Genomic DNA, 18,700 nt, shown 5'->3' with positions numbered 1-18,700 from the left:
ATCACTCCCGAACTGCGGACTGAACATGCAAGTAGGCTCCGCCGTTTAACGCCCGTTAGCGCGTTTCAAGTGGCTTATAAATTAAGCCAATAGGGTGGTACCACGGGAACACAAACTCTCGTCCCTTCGCGGGATGAGAGTTTTTTATATTTTATGGAGGTGCTAATTTTGGATTATAGCAAAACACTCAACTTACCGCAGACAGAATTCCCAATGCGCGCAAATCTCCCTGAACGGGAACCAAAAATGATTGATTTCTGGAATGAACAAAAAATTTATGAAAAAAAGATAGCCAAAAATAAAGGCAATACCAAGTTTATACTTCATGATGGACCGCCGTATGCAAACGGTAACATCCATATCGGTACCTCTTTAAATAAAATTCTTAAGGATATCATTATCAAATACAAATCTTTGCATGGGTTCAACGCTCCTTATGTCCCAGGCTGGGATACTCACGGTTTGCCGATTGAACATGCTGCCATAAAAATTCTCGGTTTAAACCGCCACGAACTTAATCCTTTGGACTTACGCCGGGAATGTAAGCAATATGCGCTAAAATGTCTTGATATGCAGCGCGAAGATTTTAAACGTCTGGGCGTTGCCGGTGATTGGGAAAACCCATATGTAACACTGTATCCTGAATATGAAGCCAAGCAAATTGAAGTCTTTGGCGAAATGGCTAAGAAAGGCTACATCTACAAAGGTCTAAAATCAGTATATTGGTGTACCTCTTGTGAAACAGCCTTAGCTGAAGCTGAAATTGAGTATGCTGAAAAAAAATCTCACTCTATCTACGTGAAATTTCCTCTTATTGATGACAAAGGCCATTTGCCTGTAGGTATTAGCCATGAAAACGTATATGCTGTTATCTGGACGACGACACCCTGGACCATGCCGGCTAACGTAGCTATCTGTGTTCATCCGGACATCGAGTATGCCTGGGTTCAAGTTGGTACTGAAATTTACCTCCTGGCAACAGAATTGATTGAAGCTGTTGTAAATGCCAATAGCTTAGGGGAATATACTATTTTAGCCACCATGAAGGGTGCCGACATTGAAGGTATGGCATTCAGTCATCCGTTCTTTGACCGTCAATCACCAATTATTCTTGGTGATCATGTCACCCTTGAAGCTGGTACCGGCTGTGTTCATACAGCTCCCGGCCACGGCCAGGAAGACTTTGAAGTCGGCATGAAATACGGCTTGCCGGTTATTAACCCGGTCGACCCAACTGGTAAATTTACTGCCGAAGGCGGCAAATTTGAAGGCCTGACAATCGCCGACGCCAACGTTCCTGTTATTAAAGAATTAGCGGCACTCGGTTTATTGTTAGGCAAGAGTACAATTAAACATCAATATGCTCACTGCTGGCGCTGCAAAAACCCCGTTATATACCGTGCAACTGAACAATGGTTTGCTTCGGTAGAAGGTTTTAGAACCGAAGCCCTTAAAGCTATTGCCGAAGAAGTAAAATGGATTCCTAGCTGGGGTGAAGACCGCATCCATAACATGGTGGCAGATCGTCATGACTGGTGCATATCACGCCAACGGGTATGGGGTGTGCCAATACCAATTTTCTACTGTACTAAATGCAATGAGCATATAATTAATGACACCACCATTGATGCCGTTAAAGAACTATTCCGCCGTGAAGGTTCTGATGCGTGGTGGGCAAAAACTGCCGGCGAAATTTTACCTGAGTCATTCAGTTGCCCGCATTGCGGTCATAAAGAATTCCGCAAAGAAACTGATATTATGGACGTTTGGTTTGACAGTGGCTCCAGCCATGCAGCTGTACTTGAACAGCGTAATGAACTTGAGTGGCCGGCCGATATGTACCTTGAAGGCAGCGACCAGCATCGCGGCTGGTTCCAATCATCACTCCTGACATCAGTAGCCACTCGCGGCCAAGCTCCGTACAAGTCGGTATTAACCCATGGTTTCGTTGTTGATGGCGAGGGCCGGAAAATGTCCAAATCCATTGGCAACGTAATCTATCCCCAGGAAGTAATCAAACAATATGGAGCCGATGTCCTCCGGTTGTGGGTCGCTTCTGCCGACTATAAGGCTGATATCCGTATTTCCAACGATATCTTAAAGCAATTATCAGAGGTATATAGAAAAATCCGCAATACCTTCCGTTACATCTTAGGTAACTTGCATGACTTCAATCCCGATACTGATAAAATTTCTTACGAACAATTGCTCGAAATTGACCGGTGGGCGCTAATGCGGTTAGAGCAAGTTCGTGCTAAAGTAACTCAAGCTTATGAAGAGTATGAGTTCCATCTGTTATATCATACGGTACACAACTTCTGCGCTGTAGATCTGAGTTCAATTTATCTTGATATTCTTAAAGATCGTGTTTATACAGCGGCACCCACTTCTGTTGAACGCCGGGCAGCCCAAACAGCTATGTATGAAATTTTAAACACTTTGGTTACCTTGGTAGCGCCGGTATTAACATTTACTGCTGATGAAGTTTGGCAATATATGCCCAAAGAAAAGGGACGGCCGGAAAGCGTACAATTAGCTAACTGGCCAATGCCTCAACCTAAGTACCTTGATACGGTACTTGAAATTAAATGGGCTAAGCTACTTGAGATGCGCGGAGAAATCACTAAAGCATTAGAAACTGCCCGGCGCAGTAAGGTAATTGGTCATTCCCTTGATGCAGCAGTAACGCTTTATGCGGCAGGTGAAGAATTAGACGCTCTCACTGTTGTTAAAGACGATTTATCCACCCTACTCATTGTTTCTAATGTAACTTTATCTGATAAGTTTGAAGAGGCTCCAGGAGATGCTTTCCGGGCTGAGAACATGCAACTGGCTGTTGCAGTAGCTCCGGCACAAGGCGTCAAATGCGAACGTTGCTGGATTTACAGCCCAACAGTAAACCAAGATAAAGAACATCTGGCTCTTTGTCAACGGTGTGCTGCCGTAGTAAAAAATATGTAAGCAGAATAAACCGGGAGTCTAATCCCGGTTTATTTTTATTCGGTGGGGAATACTAATACAGGTGGAGGACTGTTTGCATGGACAATAAAAATATAGTAAATACTACAAAGACAGACGACCAGCCCGAGTTTATGGCCAAACAACTGGAGCGTTTAGTCATCCGTTTGGAAGCCATGCGCATTGCAGATTACATGGAAATGTTGGAACGTCCGGCCAGACTGATTTTTACTAATTTTGCGGCAGGCATCGCCCGGGGTTTAGGTATTGCGATTGGTGCCAGTTTGGTGTTCGCCTTATTACTTTCTTTTCTTAAACAATTAATTTTGCTCAACATACCAGGTATCGGCGGTTTTATTGCCGATATCGTTAGGTTTGTCGAAACTAAAAATGGTACATTTTAACTACCATAACAGGAGGTTAACCCATGACTAAGGATATTTTTGACTGCATCCGCGAAAGCCACAGTGTTCGCCATTTTAAACCAGAGCAGCTTCCTGAGCCGACCCTGACAAGAATTTTAGAAGCCGGTAATCTGGCTCCCAGCGCTGGTAATCTACAACCGTGGTATTTTTATGTAGTACAAGATCCTGAAGTAAAGCAAAAGCTGCATGCCGCTGCGTTTGATCAAGAACAAATTGCTGACGCACCAACGGTAGTTGTCCTTCTCGCAGACCCCGCCCGCTCAAACGAACGCTATGGCGAAAGGGGCGCTCAGCTATATTGTCTCCAAGATACCTCCGCTGCAGCTCAAAACATTCTTTTAGCCGCAGAGGGCTTAGGAATTGGTGCCTGCTGGGTTGGTGCTTTTGATGAGGTCAAAGTGGCAGAAGCAGTAGAAGCTCCGCCACGCCTTAGAGCCGTAGCTATGATTTGCCTTGGATATAGCGATGAACAACCAAAAGAGTTTAAAGAACGACTTCGTTTAACCGATGTCACTAAATTTATTCAATAACTATTGAACTTTAACTTACCCCCTGAGCAATTAGAAAGATAAAACATAATTACCGGCAAAAATCCGTTCCGCGTATTAAACACCCCTGTAGTTTATTTTTATCAACACGATGAAGAAACAGTAAAAGAAAAGGCTCTAAAATAAAAACAAACCAAGTGCCGATAGCTTGGTTTGTTTTTATTATGCAGGAATTTATTTCGCTATGTTTAATAATTACATGTCAACAGGGTATACTATTTAGGTTAATAAGCTATTGGCATCATAACTAGCAGACGAATATTATGTACAGAATTCGGAGAGAGGGAGGTGGCTTAATGACCCGTCCGAAGACTAACTACATAGTTTTCGCTAAAATTGGCGTCTTAGGACTGGCTCTAGCTACCTATTTCTATTTTCCTGGAGTTCAGGACTTTGCCATTAAAGGTTTTTCCTTTATTAAATCCCGCAACTTTGAAGGACTACGCCAATTTATCCTTTCTTATGGCATCTGGGCACCAGTAACCAGTATTGCGCTTATGACACTGCAGTCTGCGGTACCGCTAGTACCGGGAGTCATTATTACCATTACCAATGCTTGGATATTTGGCTGGCAATATGGGGCAGTATATTCCTGGACAGGCGCATTGCTTGGTGCGACCCTGGACTTTATTGTTGCCCGGTGGTATGGTCGCCCGGTGATAGAGCGCTTCGTTAACACTAAGTATCTAACTCTTACTGATGCGTTTTTTAAACTTCACGGCATACTGGCAGTTTTTATTACTAGGCTAACGCCGATAATACCTTTTAAAGTTATTAGCTATGGCGCCGGACTAACAAAACTGACACTATGGCAATTTATTGTCGCAACGGCCATCGGTCAAACACCAGCAATCGTACTTTATTCGATATTAGGACAAAACCTTTCTCACAACGCTAAATCAGTAGCAGGCATTACCTCGCTCCTATTGATTGCCGGCCTGATCGTTTATTATTATCGGGATACCATAGAACTCTATTTGGGTTCAGAAAAAAACAAGTAAATCAAAGCGTGGCAAATTTGCCGCGCTTCTTTACGTTTGGAAAAAATTCCGGTATCATGGTATCATAGTTTATACTATTGCTTACAGGATAGGAGAGAGTAGCAGTGCCAATATTAATACTAGCAGCAGTCGTAATTATTGACCAGTATTCCAAGCATTATATTCAAACTCATATGCTGCCTGGAATATCACTTCCGGTGATAGACAATATATTTCACATTACCTATGTGCTTAACCCTGGTGCCGCCTTTGGCATCCTTGAGAATCAACAAGCATTTTTCGTTATTATTGCATTACTCATGTTATGTCTAAGTGCTTACTTCTTTTCGCGAATCCCCCAAAACTTCCGGCTAATGCGACTGGGTATCAGTCTTTTGGCTGGTGGAGCTGTAGGTAATGTGATTGACCGTGTTCAAACAGGGTATGTGGTAGATTTTTTTGATTTGCGCATTTGGCCGGTATTTAACGTAGCAGATATTGCTATTGTTACTGGAGTTGGCTGCGTAATTTACACCCTTGTTTTTATGTCTTTTTCATTCGAAAACCAAGAAAACTAACGATAGGATGATATTGTGAACACTCAGATAGATAATACTAATACACAAACTTTAACAGTAACGCAAGACGAACAGGGCACCCGGCTTGATGTGCTGCTAACTAGCCGGTTTCCAGAACTTTCTCGTTCGCATCTGCAAAAAATAGTGGCTGATGGCTTTGTACTTGTCAATAATAAACAGGCCAAATCCAACTATAAAGTACAAACCAACGATATTATTACTATATCGTTTCCTGAAGCCAAACCAATAGAGATTCAGGCCGAAGCTATTCCGCTGGAAGTACTTTATGAAGATGTGGACATTATTGTGATCAACAAACCCCGTGGTATGGTAGTGCACCCGGCAGCCGGCAATTACGCCGGCACATTAGTTAACGCACTGCTTGAGCATTGTAAAGATTTATCAGGCATCAATGGTGAAATCCGCCCAGGTATTGTTCATCGTTTGGATAAAGACACCTCCGGGGTAATGGTAGCCGCCAAGAATGACCAGGCTCATCTGAACTTAGCTGAGCAAATTAAAAACCGCACTGCCAGTCGTAAGTATTGGGCCATAGTACATGGAATTATTGCCGAAGAACAGGGAATAATCAATGCGCCTATTGGACGCCATCCATCCGACCGTAAAAAAATGGCTGTTACCTTCAGTAACAGCAAAGAAGCAATCACCCGTTTCCGAGTTATTGAGCGGTTCGTAAACTATACTTTAGTTGAGTGTAAATTGCAGACAGGCCGCACTCATCAAATTAGAGTCCACATGCAGTATATTAACCACCCGGTAGTCGGAGACCCTAAGTATGGTCCAGAAAAAAAGAGATTTGCCATTACAGGCCAAGCTCTGCATTCAGCAGAACTTTCACTCAAACACCCAACTACAGGTGATGATATGCTGTTTACCGCGCCACTACCGCCTGATATGGCTATTATACTTACCCAACTGGAAGCGATAAAAAGAGAGGAGAAGTAGATTATGACTAAACAAGTTAGTATGGTCGACAAAGCTATCATTATGGATTCCCAGGCAATCAAACGTGCTCTTACCCGGGTAGCACACGAAATTGTAGAGCGCAATAAAGGGGTCAGTGATGTTATACTTGTCGGAATTCGTACCCGTGGAGTACCTTTGGCCCAGCGCGTAGCCGAAGAAATCAAACGCATTGAAGGGGTAGAACTACCGGTCGGAATCCTAGATATTACTTTGTACCGTGACGATTTATCCACTTTAGCCTATCAGCCTATCGTTCATGAGACGCTAATTCCTTTTTCAATTAATGATAAAAAAGTAGTACTAATCGACGATGTTTTATTTACCGGTCGCACCGTCCGGGCGGCACTAGACGCCATTATGGATATTGGCCGTCCCTCTGCTATTCAACTGGCTGTACTTATTGACCGCGGCCACCGCGAATTGCCTATCAGGGCAGATTATGTGGGAAAAAATGTTCCTACTTCAAGCAAAGAAATAGTCAGCGTACAGCTGACTTTAACAGATGAAACCGAACAAGTTGTCATTAAGGAATTTATGGAAGAGTAAGTAATTTTCGGACAATACTCTCATCCGGAGTTACATAGAGTGTACTTTGATGATCATAAATAACAAAACCGGGTTTGGCCCCTGAAGGTTTGCGTACATAACGCCGTTTAGTATAATCAACAGGAACATTCGCCGATTGCCGGCTTTTGCTAAAGTAGGCTGCCAACTGAGCAGCTGCAGTAATAGCCTGTAATGTAACCTCTTTATTTTCGGCACGAATGATCACATGCGAACCGGGTATGTCCTTTGTATGCAGCCAAATATCGTCAGGCCGGGCCTGTTTAAACGTGACGTAATCATTCTGCCTGTTATTTTTGCCAATAACTACACTAAAACCTTCACTAGTTTTTAAGGTTAGCGGCAAAGAATGAGTGGAAGGAGGCACCCGGCGTTTTCCCATTGGTTTTATATAACCGGAGGAAATAAGTTCCTGCTTGATTTCACCTGTCTCGACATTCGATTCTGCGTGATACAGAGCCACCATAATACTCTCTAAATAGTCAATTGTTTGTAAGCATTCTGTAAGTTGTGAAGCCAAATGCTCTATCGAGCGTTTGGCTTTATTATATTTAGCATAATACCGCTGTACGTTCTCTAACGGAGATAATAAAGGGTCAAGCGAGATTACAACTTTTTCTGACTGCTCACTATAAATATCAGTTAATTCCTGATTAGCACTTCCGGCGGGAATATTGTATAGGTTCGCCATTAAAATATCCCCGTACCTTCGTAAAGACTCAGCGTTTTCCGCTTGGGTTAATTCTTCGGTGAGCATTGCTTGCTTACGGGTTAGTTTTGTCAATTCCACCGTTACCAGTTTTGTCAGCACTTCTTTTTCTGGTAAAGTGGGCCGGCCTTTAAAACTATCAAAGAATTCAACAGCTTGACTCATGGTAACAAAGCTATGAATAGTATGCTGCTTAAGGTGTTCCGGAAAAAAGGCAGTAAGCGCTAATGGCTGGCCTTTTCCGTCAATAACAACAGTAGGAGCAATCTGGCTACTTTTTAGCGGCTCAGCCAAACTTGCCACGGCATCAACCAACGCGCCTTGGTCAGCTTCATCTAAATTTTCAATACGAAGGTCTGGCGAAAAACCGCCACGCCAAGCAATTTCTCTGGCAGTAACCGGTCCTAAGCCAAAGCCGGCAGCAATAATCGCTTTATTAAGAGGCAGCTCATTTGAAGTTAGTGCTTTCTCAACAAATAATTCCGGTTCGACCGCTAAAATATTCAGCCTATCCTGGCCGGGAGGGTAAACATATTCTTTACCGGGCAACACTTGCCGAAACCTGCTTAAACCAGCACCTACCCGCTTTATAGCGTCAATAATAATATTATCCTGAGTCAAAATAATATTGCTATGTTTCCCCATTATTTCAATAACCAGGCGCTTGGTGTAAATCATACCGCGCTCACCACGGACATCTATATTAATGTTGACAATGCGGTCAAGGCTGTGCTGTTCAATTCCGGCAATCCGTCCGTCTTCAAGGTGTTTTCTAAGTAACATACAAAAATTTGGCGCAACAGCCGGATTCTCAGGAGAAGCAGCAGTAATGAGTAATTTGGGGCGCTCCGGATTAGCCGAAACATACAACCGTAAATTCTCCCCCGGCTGCCGTATCCATAGTAAAAGTGAATAAGGGTCTGGTTGAAATACTTTATCAATCCGCCCGCCAGCTAATACACCATTAAGTTCATTTACCAGCGGGGCTAGAGACAGTCCATCGATATTCATTAGCGTTACCTCCGTAAGCTTACAAGACTTGAGACAATTTGCCAATAGTATAACACCCTTGGAATTAACGGTCAAACCCGGTCTAATTCTGCAGCCATCAGAATAACATGGTTAATAAGACAAAACCAAAAACGCTTGTTAGCGAGGTGGCTGCATGGACAGAGAAAAATGGTACGCACGTACGCCGGAAGAAGTATTAGAGTTCTGGCAAACTAACTTTACTGATGGCTTATCTTCCTCCGAAGTAAAAACCAGGCTGGATAAATTCGGATTTAATGAACTGGCTGAAAAAGAAAAAACAGTTTGGTGGAAGCGATTTTTAGCTCAATTCCAAGACTTTATGGTACTAGTATTATTAGGTGCGACACTAATATCGGCTTTTTTAGGCGAATATGCCGATGCAATAACAATTTTAATCATTGTCCTTATGAATGCAATATTAGGTTTCGTTCAGGAATATCGAGCTGAGCAATCTTTAGCAGCTTTAAAAAAGTTAGCATCGCCAACTGCCAGAGTTGTTAGAAATGGTATGGTCCAGCAAATTCCGGCCAGAGAACTGGTACCCGGTGATATTCTGGTACTAGAGTCAGGCGATAAGTTAGCTGCCGACGGACGACTTATCGATGTTTTCAATATGGAGGCCGAAGAGGCGGCATTAACAGGTGAGTCTTTACCAGTGAGAAAAATTGCTGACCGTAATTTCAATGAAGATGCTCCCTTAGGAGATAGAAGGAATATGGTCTATGCCGGCACAAGTATTGTACGTGGCCGCGGCCGCGCAGTAGTATGCGCCTCTGGCATGGCTACCGAAGTCGGACATATTGCCGGTATGATCCAAGCTTCCACAGAAGAAGCTACCCCTTTGGAAAAAAGACTGGAACATCTCGGCAAATTACTTGTCTGGGGCTGCCTGGCTATCTGTTTAGTTGTTGTTATCACTGGTGTAGCAAAAGGCGAATCCGTATTCCTGATGTGTATGGCTGGCATAAGTTTGGCAGTTGCCGCCATTCCCGAAGGATTACCAGCTATTGTTACAGTAGCCTTGGCACTCGGTGTTCAACGCATGATTAAGCAACAGGCAATTGTCCGCAAACTCCCTGCTGTTGAGACACTTGGTTGCACAACTGTAATATGTTCCGATAAGACGGGTACCCTAACCCAGAATGCGATGACAGTCAGACAGATCTTTGCTGATGGCAATAGTTATGATGTTAGCGGAGCTGGCTATGATATTAAGGGCAATATTCTCCTTAATCAACAAGAAATAGATATTACTAAAGATAAAGCACTCGAACAATGCTTAGTGGGCGGTGCGCTGTGCAATAACAGTGTATTAAAACAAAATAATGTTACCATCACAGGAGTATGGCGCAAAAAAACTGAAAATGGTTGGTCTATTGAAGGTGACCCAACGGAAGGTGCTATCATTGTAGCTGCCGCCAAGGCTTCGATATGGCAAGTCGACCTTGAAAAGAAGCAAAAAAGAATAGCCGAGATACCCTTTGAATCGGAACGACGCAGGATGTCAGTAATTTATCGTGATAGTAACAACAATAACATCCTTTATAGTAAGGGTGCGCCTGACACTATTCTTGAGCTTTGCAGGTATTACCAGACAAATGCCGGTCCGGCATCTCTTACCAGCGAATATATTGCAAAAATAAATACTATCAGTGAGCGAATGACGGGGCAGGCTCTCCGGGTACTGGCAGTCGCATATCGTCGCTTAACGCCGGCGCAAACTCAGAATCCTGATGAATCTCTTGAAAAGGATTTAGTTTTCGCGGGTCTAATCGGTATGATTGATCCCCCTCGGGAAGAAGCTAAAGCATCTATTATCCGTTGCCGTGAAGCCGGTATTAAAACAGTCATGATTACCGGCGACCACAAAAATACAGCTATCGCCATTGCCCAAGAGTTGAATATTTTTAAAGAGGGCCAGCAAAAGGCCCTCACCGGCAAAGATCTCGATTCATTGAGTGAAGCAGAACTTGACGCCATAGTTAACAATGTCACCGTATATGCCCGTGTTTCGCCCGCCCACAAGCTAAGAATTGTTCGTGCCCTTAAGCACCAAGGGCATATTGTAGCAATGACTGGTGACGGTGTTAACGATGCTCCCGCCATAAAAGAAGCCGATATCGGCGTAGCAATGGGACTTACCGGAACCGATGTCACTAAAGAAGCATCTGCCATGATTTTGGCCGATGATAACTTTGCTACTATTGTTGCGGCAGTCGAAGAAGGGCGGGGGATTTACGAAAATATCCGGAAATTTATTAGATATCTATTGTCCTGCAATATTGGCGAAGTATTAACAATGTTCCTTGCATCACTCCTCGGAATGCCTATGCCGTTGCTGCCTGTACAAATATTGTGGGTAAATCTTGTTACCGATGGGTTACCCGCAATGGCGCTTGGTGTTGATCCCAACGATCCCAGCATTATGCGCCGGCCACCCCGGCATCCAGGAGAAAGTGTGTTCTCTCGCGGGCTAACACGCAAGATAGTGGGGCGGGGAATTCAAATTGGCATAAGCACACTTTTGGTCTTTAGTGTGGTATACTATTTCCAGAATGATTTGGCGCTGGCTCGAACAGCAGCATTTGCGACACTAGTTTACTGTCAAATGTTTCACGTATTTGATTGCCGTTCAGAAACAAATACCATTTTTGAGCTTAAATTCTCGACAAACAAATATTTGCTTGCAGCAGTTACTTTCTCGACAATAATGCAGTTATCAGTTATGTATATACCTTTCTTATGTTCTATCTTTTCTACTGTCCCATTGTCCTTAAGTGACTGGCTGCTTGTTTTGACAGTTTCAGGGTGGACGTTACTACTTAATGGCTTTAAACACATATTTAAACGTCGTCCTGCTCGCCGCGCCGCTTTACCACAAAACCGGTAACATAACTACCTTAGGAGGAATATACAATGCAGTTTACTAAATGGCATGGATTAGGTAATGATTTTGTAATTGTCAATGGTATGAAAGAACATATCGCCGATTATCATCAACAAGCGCTCAATATCTGTGACCGAAACTTTGGCATTGGTGCCGACGGGCTTGTCGTATTATTACCATCAGATATTGCTGATTTTAGAATGAGAATATTTAACTCTGACGGTAGTGAAGCTGATATGTGCGGCAATGCTACCCGCTGTGTCGCCCGCTATCTCTTTGAGAACAAAATTACTGATAAAAAAATAATCACTTTAGAAACCCTTGCAGGAATAATTACACCAGAACTCATTTTCGAAAACGGTAATTTAGTGACAGTAAAGGTAGATATGGGCGAACCTCGACTTAAACCCGTCCAAATTCCTGTTACTATTTCAGAACTCGAACAAGTTGTGCATATACCGCTCAATGTGGACGGTGAAACCTATAATATTACCTGTGTTTCCATGGGCAATCCTCACTGTGTTATTTTTGTTGATGATATAAATAAAGTTAATCTTTCTAGTATAGGTCCAAAAATTGAAACACATCCGGCCTTCCCCAAGAAAACCAATGTGGAATTCCTGCAAGTAATTGATCGTCAAACAATTAGAATGCGCGTTTGGGAACGTGGTGCTGGCATAACTAAAGCTTGTGGTACTGGTGCCAGTGCTGCCTTGGTCGCTGCCGTTTTAAATGGTCACGCTAACCGCCAGGCTACCATAATCCTCGATGGTGGTAACCTATTTCTCGAATGGGCAGATAATAACCATATTTATAAATCGGGACCGGCAGTAGAAGTATTTCGTGGAGAATACTTATTGTAAAGCAAGTAACCGGCTCATTTAGAGTCGGTTATTACTTTACCGCTCTAAGACTTCGTCTTCTATAGGCGGGAGTTATACCCTATGGAGACTGACGAGCGGATAAGCCCCTGAATAAGGGCGAATAACCTTCTGAGAGGGGAGTAAGCCCTGCCTGGAGATAAGTCTACTTTATTTTTCAGAAAAAAAGGAATTTTTAGTTCCCGTGGATAATATTGTATACCACAAAAGATTTTGCCGTCGGAGGTGATAAGGTGAAGCTTGTTGCCGGGATTCTCATCGTATTCATCTTACTGGCTATTCCACTGTCCACTAACGCAATAGCATTGGTAAACAGAGACGTTATCCTGGAAGCACAAGAGTATGGTACAAAATGCAAGCAAATGCCACTTACTGATTTTTTGCAACCGTGGCTTGCTTATGAAGAAAATGCAACAATCCTTAATCAAACGACTGAGCGGGCCTATTTATATACCCCGTTTTTGCTCATAGCCAACGATGCCCGTGATAAAGCAAAAAGCAAACAACCAGTCGAACTGGCCGATAGTGAAAAGGTTTTGGCTGATTACGCCGGATGTCTTGCTTTTGCTATTACAATTAATGGCAGTACTGAGACTTTTAATAATAATGTTCAGGTAACTATCAAACAGGATAAAAAAATAATTAAACCCTACCAGGCACTGCCCAACGTACCCGTAAAAAACCCTTGGTTTCCAAGTGAGCCACAATTCACTGCCCATTCCTACTTCTACTTCCGTGATAGTGAAATAGTTCTAAATAAACCTGCCACTCTTGTGGTAATTACCAAAGATAAACAGGAACGTCACTTTTACTTTGATTTGTCTAAATTTAAATAGTCTCGACATAAAAATGGAGGATACCTCCATTTTTATTTTTGTGAAAAAAGGATTTAGGGCGAGTAAAGCGAAGTAAATGTAAAAATCTACGGTTAAAATCGTATTATCAGTCAATAATAACATACGCAAAGGAAGGTGTAAGTTTCGTGCTCAAGAGTATGACCGGCTTTGGCCGGGGTGAATACATTGATTCAAGCCATCGTATCGTAGTTGAAATTAAAGCTGTAAATCACCGCTATAATGAAATAGTTATCCGCATGCCCAAAATTCTTGGCAGTTTAGAGGACAAAGTGCGCCGTAATATTGCTAGTACAATATTACGCGGCCGGGTAGACGCCTTTATTACTGTTGATGAATATGGTGAAAAGAAACGAGCGGTAAGGGTTGACAAAGAATTGGCAATGGCTTACCATAATGCAATGAGAGAATTAGCTGGCTTGCTAGATATGCCGGCAACCGATAATATTTACCACTTATCTAAGTACCCTGATGTTCTCAAAGTAGAAGATGTTTCGGAAGACGTTGAAACATTATGGCCAAAACTTTCAGCAGCCATTGAGGTAGCATTGGTTAATCTGATGAAAATGCGCGAAGCCGAAGGTTCCAACATTGAGCACGATCTCTTAGAACGGGTTGATAAGCTTTATTCTTATATTGCTGCGGTTGAAGAAAGAGCCCCACAAATCCTTATTGAGTACCGGGAAAAGCTATTACATCGTATGCGTGAATTACTAGCTCAGATTAGTGCAGAGCCTGATGAAACAAGACTGCTGCAAGAAACAGCCATATTTGCCGATAGAACTAATTTCACAGAAGAAATCGTTAGACTTAAAAGCCACTTAGGACAATTTCAATCAGCAATAAAATCTCCTGATGCCGTAGGACGCAAGCTAGATTTCATTGTTCAGGAAATTAACCGGGAAACGAATACGATTGCTTCAAAAGCAAATGATTCTACCATTGCAAATATTGTCGTCGAAATTAAAAGTGAAATTGAGAAGGTCAGAGAGCAAATCCAAAACATAGAGTAGTATAGAAGTATTACGTCTTAGTAGCCTATAAATTTATAGGAGGAGTCTTAATGGACATAAAATTAATTAATATTGGCTTTGGTAATATTGTATCGGCTAACCGGATTATTTCCATTGTCAGCCCCGAATCAGCTCCCATCAAACGGATAATTCAGGAAGCCCGCGATAGAGGAATGCTTATCGATGCCACCTATGGCCGCCGGACTCGCGCTGTGATTATCACCGACAGTGACCATGTTATTTTATCTGCAGTTCAGCCTGAAACCGTTGCTCACCGCTTAACAAGCAAAGATACGAGCGATGATACTGCCGAATAAAATTTGAGAGGAGATAACCTATGCCGCAGCAAGGACTACTAATAGTTGTTTCCGGCCCTTCAGGCACTGGTAAAGGTACAATTTGCCGCGAGTTGCTGCGTAGCAATCCCCAGTTAAAATACTCGATATCAGCTACTACTCGGCAGCCTAGAGTAGGAGAAGTTGATGGAGTTAATTATCTATTTGTTGCCAAAGACAAGTTTCAAACAATGATTCATAATGATGACCTATTGGAATGGGCTGAGGTCTATGGCAATTTCTACGGGACGCCACGCCAATACGTGCTTGAACAACTAAATAACGGATATGATGTCGTACTAGAAATAGATACGCAAGGGGCTTTGAAGGTAAAGGATAAAATTCCGGAAGGTGTTTATATATATATTATTCCGCCTTCATTGGATGAACTTGCTGACAGAATCCACAAACGTGGAACCGATAGTTTGGAAACTATAAAAAAACGATTAAACTGTGCCGGCGGTGAACTTACTCAAGCACAGAACTATCATTACATCGTGGTAAACGATCAAGTGGAAACAGCTGTACAAAAAATCGAAACAATTATTACTGCCGAAAAACACCGGGCAGACCGTAATTCCGATTTAATCTCCCGCCTTTGTCAAACAAATTGTACGTGAAACGAGCACTTGGCACCTCCAAATAATAAGTAAGGAGAGACGTTATGATTAATCCATCTTTAGATGTATTAGTAGAAAAGGTAGATAGCAAATACACATTGGTAGTGTTAGCCGCAAAACGCGCGAGGGAAATTATGGATGGCCAGCAGCCGCTTGCTGAATCAAAGTCCAATAAGCCGGTAACTATCGCTCTGGAAGAGGTAGCACAAGGTAAAATTACCTATGAGCGTACCAAAACCGGTATCAAGTAAAAGTCAATGAATTCTAGTCATAACATCGTTATCGGAGTTACGGGCGGCATTGCGGCCTATAAAGCGGTCGAGATTGTCAGCCGTCTTAAAAAAGCAAATTGCAACGTCCATGTTATTATGACTAAAGCGGCCACAGAATTTGTTACGCCTTTGACGTTCCGGGAAATTAGCGGAAATCCGGTAGTTTCAGATATGTGGGAAGAACCAAAAACCTGGAATGTACAGCACATTGCGCTAGCTACTCGTGCCGATATATTTCTGATAGCCCCGGCAACTGCTAATGTTATTGGTAAAATAGCAAATGGTATTGCCGATGATATGCTTTCTACTACTGTTATGGCTACAACAGCACCGGTAGTCTTAGCACCCGCCATGAACACCAATATGTACCAAAATGCCATTACCAAGCAAAACTTAACTAAACTGGCGGGACTCGGTTATCATATAATAGAACCGGCTTCCGGTATGCTAGCCTGTGGCGTAGAAGGACCAGGCAGACTTCCAGAACCATCGATTATTGTTGAAAAAGTTCTTGAACTGCTGAAAAACAATCAACAGTTATCAGGTAAACGGGTACTAATTACCGCTGCCGGAACGCGTGAACCAATTGATCCCGTAAGATACATTGGAAATCGTTCCAGCGGCAAAATGGGTTATGCTCTCGCCGAAGCAGCCGCAGTAAGAGGAGCAGAAGTTCTACTCGTTTCCGGTCCGTCAAATCTCGCCGTCCCGCCAGGAATCACAGTTAAACGAGTAGAAACAGCCGCTCAAATGCGAGACGCTGTTTTAGCTGAATTTGACAATGTTGATATAGTAATTAAAGCAGCCGCAGTAGCTGATTATCGACCAGAGTTGCCATCGGAACAAAAGATAAAGAAAAGCGATAATACACTAACAATAACTTTGATTAAAAACCCCGATATTTTGCGTGAACTTGGAGAAAAGAAGAAACCGCACCAACTTCTTATCGGTTTTGCAGCCGAAACACAAGACCTCCTGGTTCATGCCAGAGAAAAACTAATTAAAAAGAATCTTGACCTGATTGTTGCCAATGATGTTACCTTACCTGGAGCTGGTTTTAATATAGATACCAACATTGTCAAACTCATACATAAAAATGGTGACATTGAAGAATTGCCACAACTTAGTAAAAAGCAGGTTGCTGAGATTTTAATAGACAAAATTTATGCAATGATGACAAAATCTACTTGATTTTTTTTTATATTTCGTTTAGAATTTTTTTGGTGTGAAAATTGCATATGCTATACTCATCAAGAGTTGGTGGAGGGACTGGCCCGATGAAACCGCGGCAACCATTTTAGTTTATGCTAAAAACGGTGCCAATTCCGGCGATAAAACGCAAGATGGGAGTGAACAGATCACGCCTCCCTTGCAGGAGGTTTTCTTTTTTTGCAATGAAAAAATAGGAGGGAAAATATTTAATGGAAAAAAAACGTGTACTCTTTACATCTGAATCTGTAACAGAGGGCCATCCTGATAAGATTGCCGACCAAATTTCCGACAGCGTCCTTGACGCAATTATAGCTCATGACCCGCAAGCCCGGGTAGCTTGCGAAACCTTAGTCACAACAGGTATTGTCCATGTAGTAGGTGAAATTACTACAAACTGCTATGTAGACATTCCTAAAATTGTCCGTGAAACCATTAAAAATATCGGTTATACCCGTGCTAAATACGGTTTTGACAGCGAAACTTGCGGTGTATTAACTTCTATCGACGAGCAATCTGCCGATATCGCAATGGGTGTAGACAAAGCACTCGAAGCTAAACAAGGCGATATGGACACCATTGAAGCCATCGGCGCTGGTGACCAGGGTATGATGTTCGGCTATGCCACTAATGAAACCCCTGAGTACATGCCGCTTCCAATTGCATTAGCGCATAAAATGGCTCGACGCTTGTCAGAAGTGCGCAAAAGTGGTGAACTTACTTATCTGCGGCCAGACGGAAAAACACAAGTTACTGTTGAATATGAAGATGGTAAGCCTGTAAGAATCGATACCATTGTAGTTTCAACCCAACATAGCCCTGAAGTAGATCGCGAAACAATTGAAAAAGACCTCATTGCTAAAGTAATCGTCCCAATTGTCCCGGCCGAATTATTAGATGCACAAACCAAATATTATATTAACCCAACCGGCAGATTCGTTGTGGGTGGTCCCCAAGGTGATGCTGGCTTGACTGGACGTAAAATTATTGTCGACACCTATGGCGGCATGGCTCGTCACGGCGGCGGCGCATTCTCCGGAAAAGATCCTACAAAAGTTGACCGCTCGGCAGCTTATGCAGCCCGCTATGTTGCCAAGAACGTAGTTGCAGCCGGACTAGCAGATAAATGCGAAATTCAGTTGGCTTACGCGATAGGCATTGCCCGCCCGGTATCTATCATGGTAGAAACCTTTGGCACTGCAAAAATTGAGGAAGCTAAAATTGTCGAACTGATTAACAAACATTTCGACTTAAGACCTGCCGGAATCATCAAAACATTAGATCTGAGACGTCCTATTTACCGCCAAACAGCCGCTTACGGACATTTCGGACGTACTGATGTAGATTTACCATGGGAACATACTGATAAAGCCGAAATTCTTCGCAAAGAAGCTAATATATAAACTTATTAATTAATAGCCATTGGTAATACTAACATTGCTGGACACTTATCAGTAAAAAGGAGGTATTCCATTGGCTATACAAAATAAGACTAAACAGTCGGTTTACCGTGTCGGGGGCCTCAAAGGCGACCATTGCCGAGACCGTATTGAGCATACGCTGTCCCACCTTCATGGCGTTTCGTCAGTAAAGGTAGATCTGGCTTCCAAACAAGTAGCGGTCAGCCATGATGAATCTGTAACTTCTAGCGGCTACATCGAAGAGACATTACAGTCGCTTGGTTATTCGATTCAAAGCTAGGAGTCTAATTTATGAAGCTCCATTTTTCACCGCTACGAAAGCGCCGGATTAAACGTTTTTTCAAACGTTTGCCAATGGACACCGGGCTTGATTGGGAAATAGCCGCTCATTACCCCGAAAAACCGGTAGCAGGTATTTGACGTTTAA

19 protein-coding genes and 1 riboswitch are annotated in these 18,700 nt (G+C 42.8%); of the genes, 18 read left to right on the top strand and 1 reads right to left on the bottom strand.

What is annotated here, in order from left to right:
- Nucleotides 1-168 precede the first annotated feature (168 nt).
- The 7 genes from ileS (at nucleotide 169) to pyrR (ending at nucleotide 7,022) form a co-directional block, all read left to right on the top strand.
- On the top strand, nucleotides 169-2,961 hold the full coding sequence (gene ileS / locus SRRS_RS12545) for an isoleucine--tRNA ligase (protein WP_371369282.1): 2,793 nt from the start codon (nucleotides 169-171) through the stop codon (nucleotides 2,959-2,961).
- 77 nt (nucleotides 2,962-3,038) lie between these two features.
- A complete protein-coding gene (locus tag SRRS_RS12540; RefSeq protein ID WP_371369281.1) occupies nucleotides 3,039-3,362 on the top strand; it encodes a DUF5665 domain-containing protein in 324 nt (107 codons plus the stop codon).
- Nucleotides 3,363-3,385: 23 nt separating this feature from the next.
- Nucleotides 3,386-3,913 (top strand): nitroreductase family protein, encoded by a 528-nt coding sequence (locus SRRS_RS12535; RefSeq protein ID WP_371369279.1) that lies wholly within the window; start codon nucleotides 3,386-3,388, stop codon nucleotides 3,911-3,913.
- Nucleotides 3,914-4,227: 314 nt separating this feature from the next.
- Nucleotides 4,228-4,932 (top strand): TVP38/TMEM64 family protein, encoded by a 705-nt coding sequence (locus SRRS_RS12530; RefSeq protein WP_371369277.1) that lies wholly within the window; start codon nucleotides 4,228-4,230, stop codon nucleotides 4,930-4,932.
- 104 nt (nucleotides 4,933-5,036) lie between these two features.
- Nucleotides 5,037-5,489, top strand: coding sequence for a signal peptidase II (lspA, locus tag SRRS_RS12525; RefSeq protein ID WP_371369275.1), 453 nt, complete (start codon nucleotides 5,037-5,039; stop codon nucleotides 5,487-5,489).
- A gap of 15 nt (nucleotides 5,490-5,504) precedes the next feature.
- The gene (locus tag SRRS_RS12520) at nucleotides 5,505-6,455 is read left to right on the top strand and encodes an RluA family pseudouridine synthase (RefSeq protein WP_371369273.1); all 951 of its coding nucleotides are present in this window, start codon (nucleotides 5,505-5,507) and stop codon (nucleotides 6,453-6,455) included.
- A 3-nt stretch (nucleotides 6,456-6,458) separates the two neighbouring features.
- Nucleotides 6,459-7,022 carry a bifunctional pyr operon transcriptional regulator/uracil phosphoribosyltransferase PyrR gene (gene pyrR / locus SRRS_RS12515; protein WP_371369271.1) on the top strand — a complete coding sequence of 188 codons (564 nt, stop codon included), beginning with the start codon at nucleotides 6,459-6,461 and terminating at the stop codon, nucleotides 7,020-7,022.
- Here pyrR and SRRS_RS12510 read toward each other — a convergent pair.
- On the bottom strand, nucleotides 7,009-8,760 hold the full coding sequence (locus SRRS_RS12510) for an NFACT family protein (RefSeq protein ID WP_371369269.1): 1,752 nt from the start codon (nucleotides 8,758-8,760) through the stop codon (nucleotides 7,009-7,011). The genes pyrR and SRRS_RS12510 overlap by 14 nt on opposite strands.
- A 154-nt stretch (nucleotides 8,761-8,914) precedes the next feature.
- Between SRRS_RS12510 and SRRS_RS12505 the strand changes: the two genes are divergently transcribed.
- The 11 genes from SRRS_RS12505 to SRRS_RS12455 all read left to right on the top strand — a co-directional run bounded on the left by SRRS_RS12505 (nucleotide 8,915) and on the right by SRRS_RS12455 (nucleotide 18,693).
- A complete protein-coding gene (locus tag SRRS_RS12505) occupies nucleotides 8,915-11,671 on the top strand; it encodes a calcium-translocating P-type ATPase, SERCA-type (protein ID WP_371369267.1) in 2,757 nt (918 codons plus the stop codon).
- Between the two features lie 26 nt (nucleotides 11,672-11,697).
- The gene (gene dapF, locus SRRS_RS12500; RefSeq protein ID WP_371369265.1) at nucleotides 11,698-12,531 is read left to right on the top strand and encodes a diaminopimelate epimerase; all 834 of its coding nucleotides are present in this window, start codon (nucleotides 11,698-11,700) and stop codon (nucleotides 12,529-12,531) included.
- Nucleotides 12,532-12,782: 251 nt separating this feature from the next.
- The gene (locus SRRS_RS12495; RefSeq protein ID WP_371369263.1) at nucleotides 12,783-13,385 is read left to right on the top strand and encodes a hypothetical protein; all 603 of its coding nucleotides are present in this window, start codon (nucleotides 12,783-12,785) and stop codon (nucleotides 13,383-13,385) included.
- A 146-nt stretch (nucleotides 13,386-13,531) separates the two neighbouring features.
- A complete protein-coding gene (locus SRRS_RS12490; protein WP_371369261.1) occupies nucleotides 13,532-14,416 on the top strand; it encodes a YicC/YloC family endoribonuclease in 885 nt (294 codons plus the stop codon).
- 50 nt (nucleotides 14,417-14,466) lie between these two features.
- Complete coding sequence (gene remA / locus SRRS_RS12485) at nucleotides 14,467-14,733, top strand: extracellular matrix/biofilm regulator RemA (RefSeq protein WP_075755680.1); 267 nt, start codon at nucleotides 14,467-14,469, stop codon at nucleotides 14,731-14,733.
- Nucleotides 14,734-14,753: 20 nt separating this feature from the next.
- Entirely contained in the window at nucleotides 14,754-15,371 is a 618-nt protein-coding gene (gene gmk / locus SRRS_RS12480; RefSeq protein ID WP_371369259.1) for a guanylate kinase, read from the top strand.
- Nucleotides 15,372-15,415: 44 nt separating this feature from the next.
- Nucleotides 15,416-15,622, top strand: coding sequence for a DNA-directed RNA polymerase subunit omega (gene rpoZ, locus SRRS_RS12475; RefSeq protein WP_371369257.1), 207 nt, complete (start codon nucleotides 15,416-15,418; stop codon nucleotides 15,620-15,622).
- A 6-nt stretch (nucleotides 15,623-15,628) separates the two neighbouring features.
- The gene (coaBC, locus tag SRRS_RS12470; RefSeq protein ID WP_371369255.1) at nucleotides 15,629-16,834 is read left to right on the top strand and encodes a bifunctional phosphopantothenoylcysteine decarboxylase/phosphopantothenate--cysteine ligase CoaBC; all 1,206 of its coding nucleotides are present in this window, start codon (nucleotides 15,629-15,631) and stop codon (nucleotides 16,832-16,834) included.
- Between the two features lie 53 nt (nucleotides 16,835-16,887).
- Nucleotides 16,888-16,993: riboswitch (SAM riboswitch) on the top strand.
- 71 nt (nucleotides 16,994-17,064) lie between these two features.
- A complete protein-coding gene (gene metK / locus SRRS_RS12465) occupies nucleotides 17,065-18,255 on the top strand; it encodes a methionine adenosyltransferase (protein ID WP_371369253.1) in 1,191 nt (396 codons plus the stop codon).
- Nucleotides 18,256-18,325: 70 nt separating this feature from the next.
- Nucleotides 18,326-18,553: a heavy-metal-associated domain-containing protein gene (locus tag SRRS_RS12460; protein ID WP_371369251.1), complete on the top strand. Its 228-nt coding sequence runs from the start codon at nucleotides 18,326-18,328 to the stop codon at nucleotides 18,551-18,553.
- 11 nt (nucleotides 18,554-18,564) lie between these two features.
- Nucleotides 18,565-18,693: a hypothetical protein gene (locus SRRS_RS12455; RefSeq protein ID WP_371369249.1), complete on the top strand. Its 129-nt coding sequence runs from the start codon at nucleotides 18,565-18,567 to the stop codon at nucleotides 18,691-18,693.
- Nucleotides 18,694-18,700: the final 7 nt, after the last annotated feature.

The sequence above is a fragment of the Sporomusa rhizae genome (assembly GCF_041428845.1).
GTDB classification, from domain to species: Bacteria; Bacillota; Negativicutes; order Sporomusales; family Sporomusaceae; genus Sporomusa; species Sporomusa rhizae.
Note: the sequence above shows the minus strand (reverse complement) of the source record. Positions and strands in the feature narration are given on the sequence as shown.

What these genes read in the sequence shown, in the direction of transcription:
- SRRS_RS12540 (WP_371369281.1), top strand. Translation starts at nt 3,039, where the DNA reads ATGGACAATAAAAATATAGTAAATACTACAAAGACAGACGACCAGCCC.
- SRRS_RS12535 (WP_371369279.1), top strand. Translation starts at nt 3,386, where the DNA reads ATGACTAAGGATATTTTTGACTGCATCCGCGAAAGCCACAGTGTTCGC.
- SRRS_RS12530 (WP_371369277.1), top strand. Translation starts at nt 4,228, where the DNA reads ATGACCCGTCCGAAGACTAACTACATAGTTTTCGCTAAAATTGGCGTC.
- pyrR (WP_371369271.1), top strand. Translation starts at nt 6,459, where the DNA reads ATGACTAAACAAGTTAGTATGGTCGACAAAGCTATCATTATGGATTCC.
- SRRS_RS12510 (WP_371369269.1), bottom strand. Translation starts at nt 8,760, where the DNA reads ATGAATATCGATGGACTGTCTCTAGCCCCGCTGGTAAATGAACTTAAT.
- SRRS_RS12505 (WP_371369267.1), top strand. Translation starts at nt 8,915, where the DNA reads ATGGACAGAGAAAAATGGTACGCACGTACGCCGGAAGAAGTATTAGAG.
- dapF (WP_371369265.1), top strand. Translation starts at nt 11,698, where the DNA reads ATGCAGTTTACTAAATGGCATGGATTAGGTAATGATTTTGTAATTGTC.
- remA (WP_075755680.1), top strand. Translation starts at nt 14,467, where the DNA reads ATGGACATAAAATTAATTAATATTGGCTTTGGTAATATTGTATCGGCT.
- gmk (WP_371369259.1), top strand. Translation starts at nt 14,754, where the DNA reads ATGCCGCAGCAAGGACTACTAATAGTTGTTTCCGGCCCTTCAGGCACT.
- rpoZ (WP_371369257.1), top strand. Translation starts at nt 15,416, where the DNA reads ATGATTAATCCATCTTTAGATGTATTAGTAGAAAAGGTAGATAGCAAA.
- coaBC (WP_371369255.1), top strand. Translation starts at nt 15,629, where the DNA reads ATGAATTCTAGTCATAACATCGTTATCGGAGTTACGGGCGGCATTGCG.
- metK (WP_371369253.1), top strand. Translation starts at nt 17,065, where the DNA reads ATGGAAAAAAAACGTGTACTCTTTACATCTGAATCTGTAACAGAGGGC.
- SRRS_RS12455 (WP_371369249.1), top strand. Translation starts at nt 18,565, where the DNA reads ATGAAGCTCCATTTTTCACCGCTACGAAAGCGCCGGATTAAACGTTTT.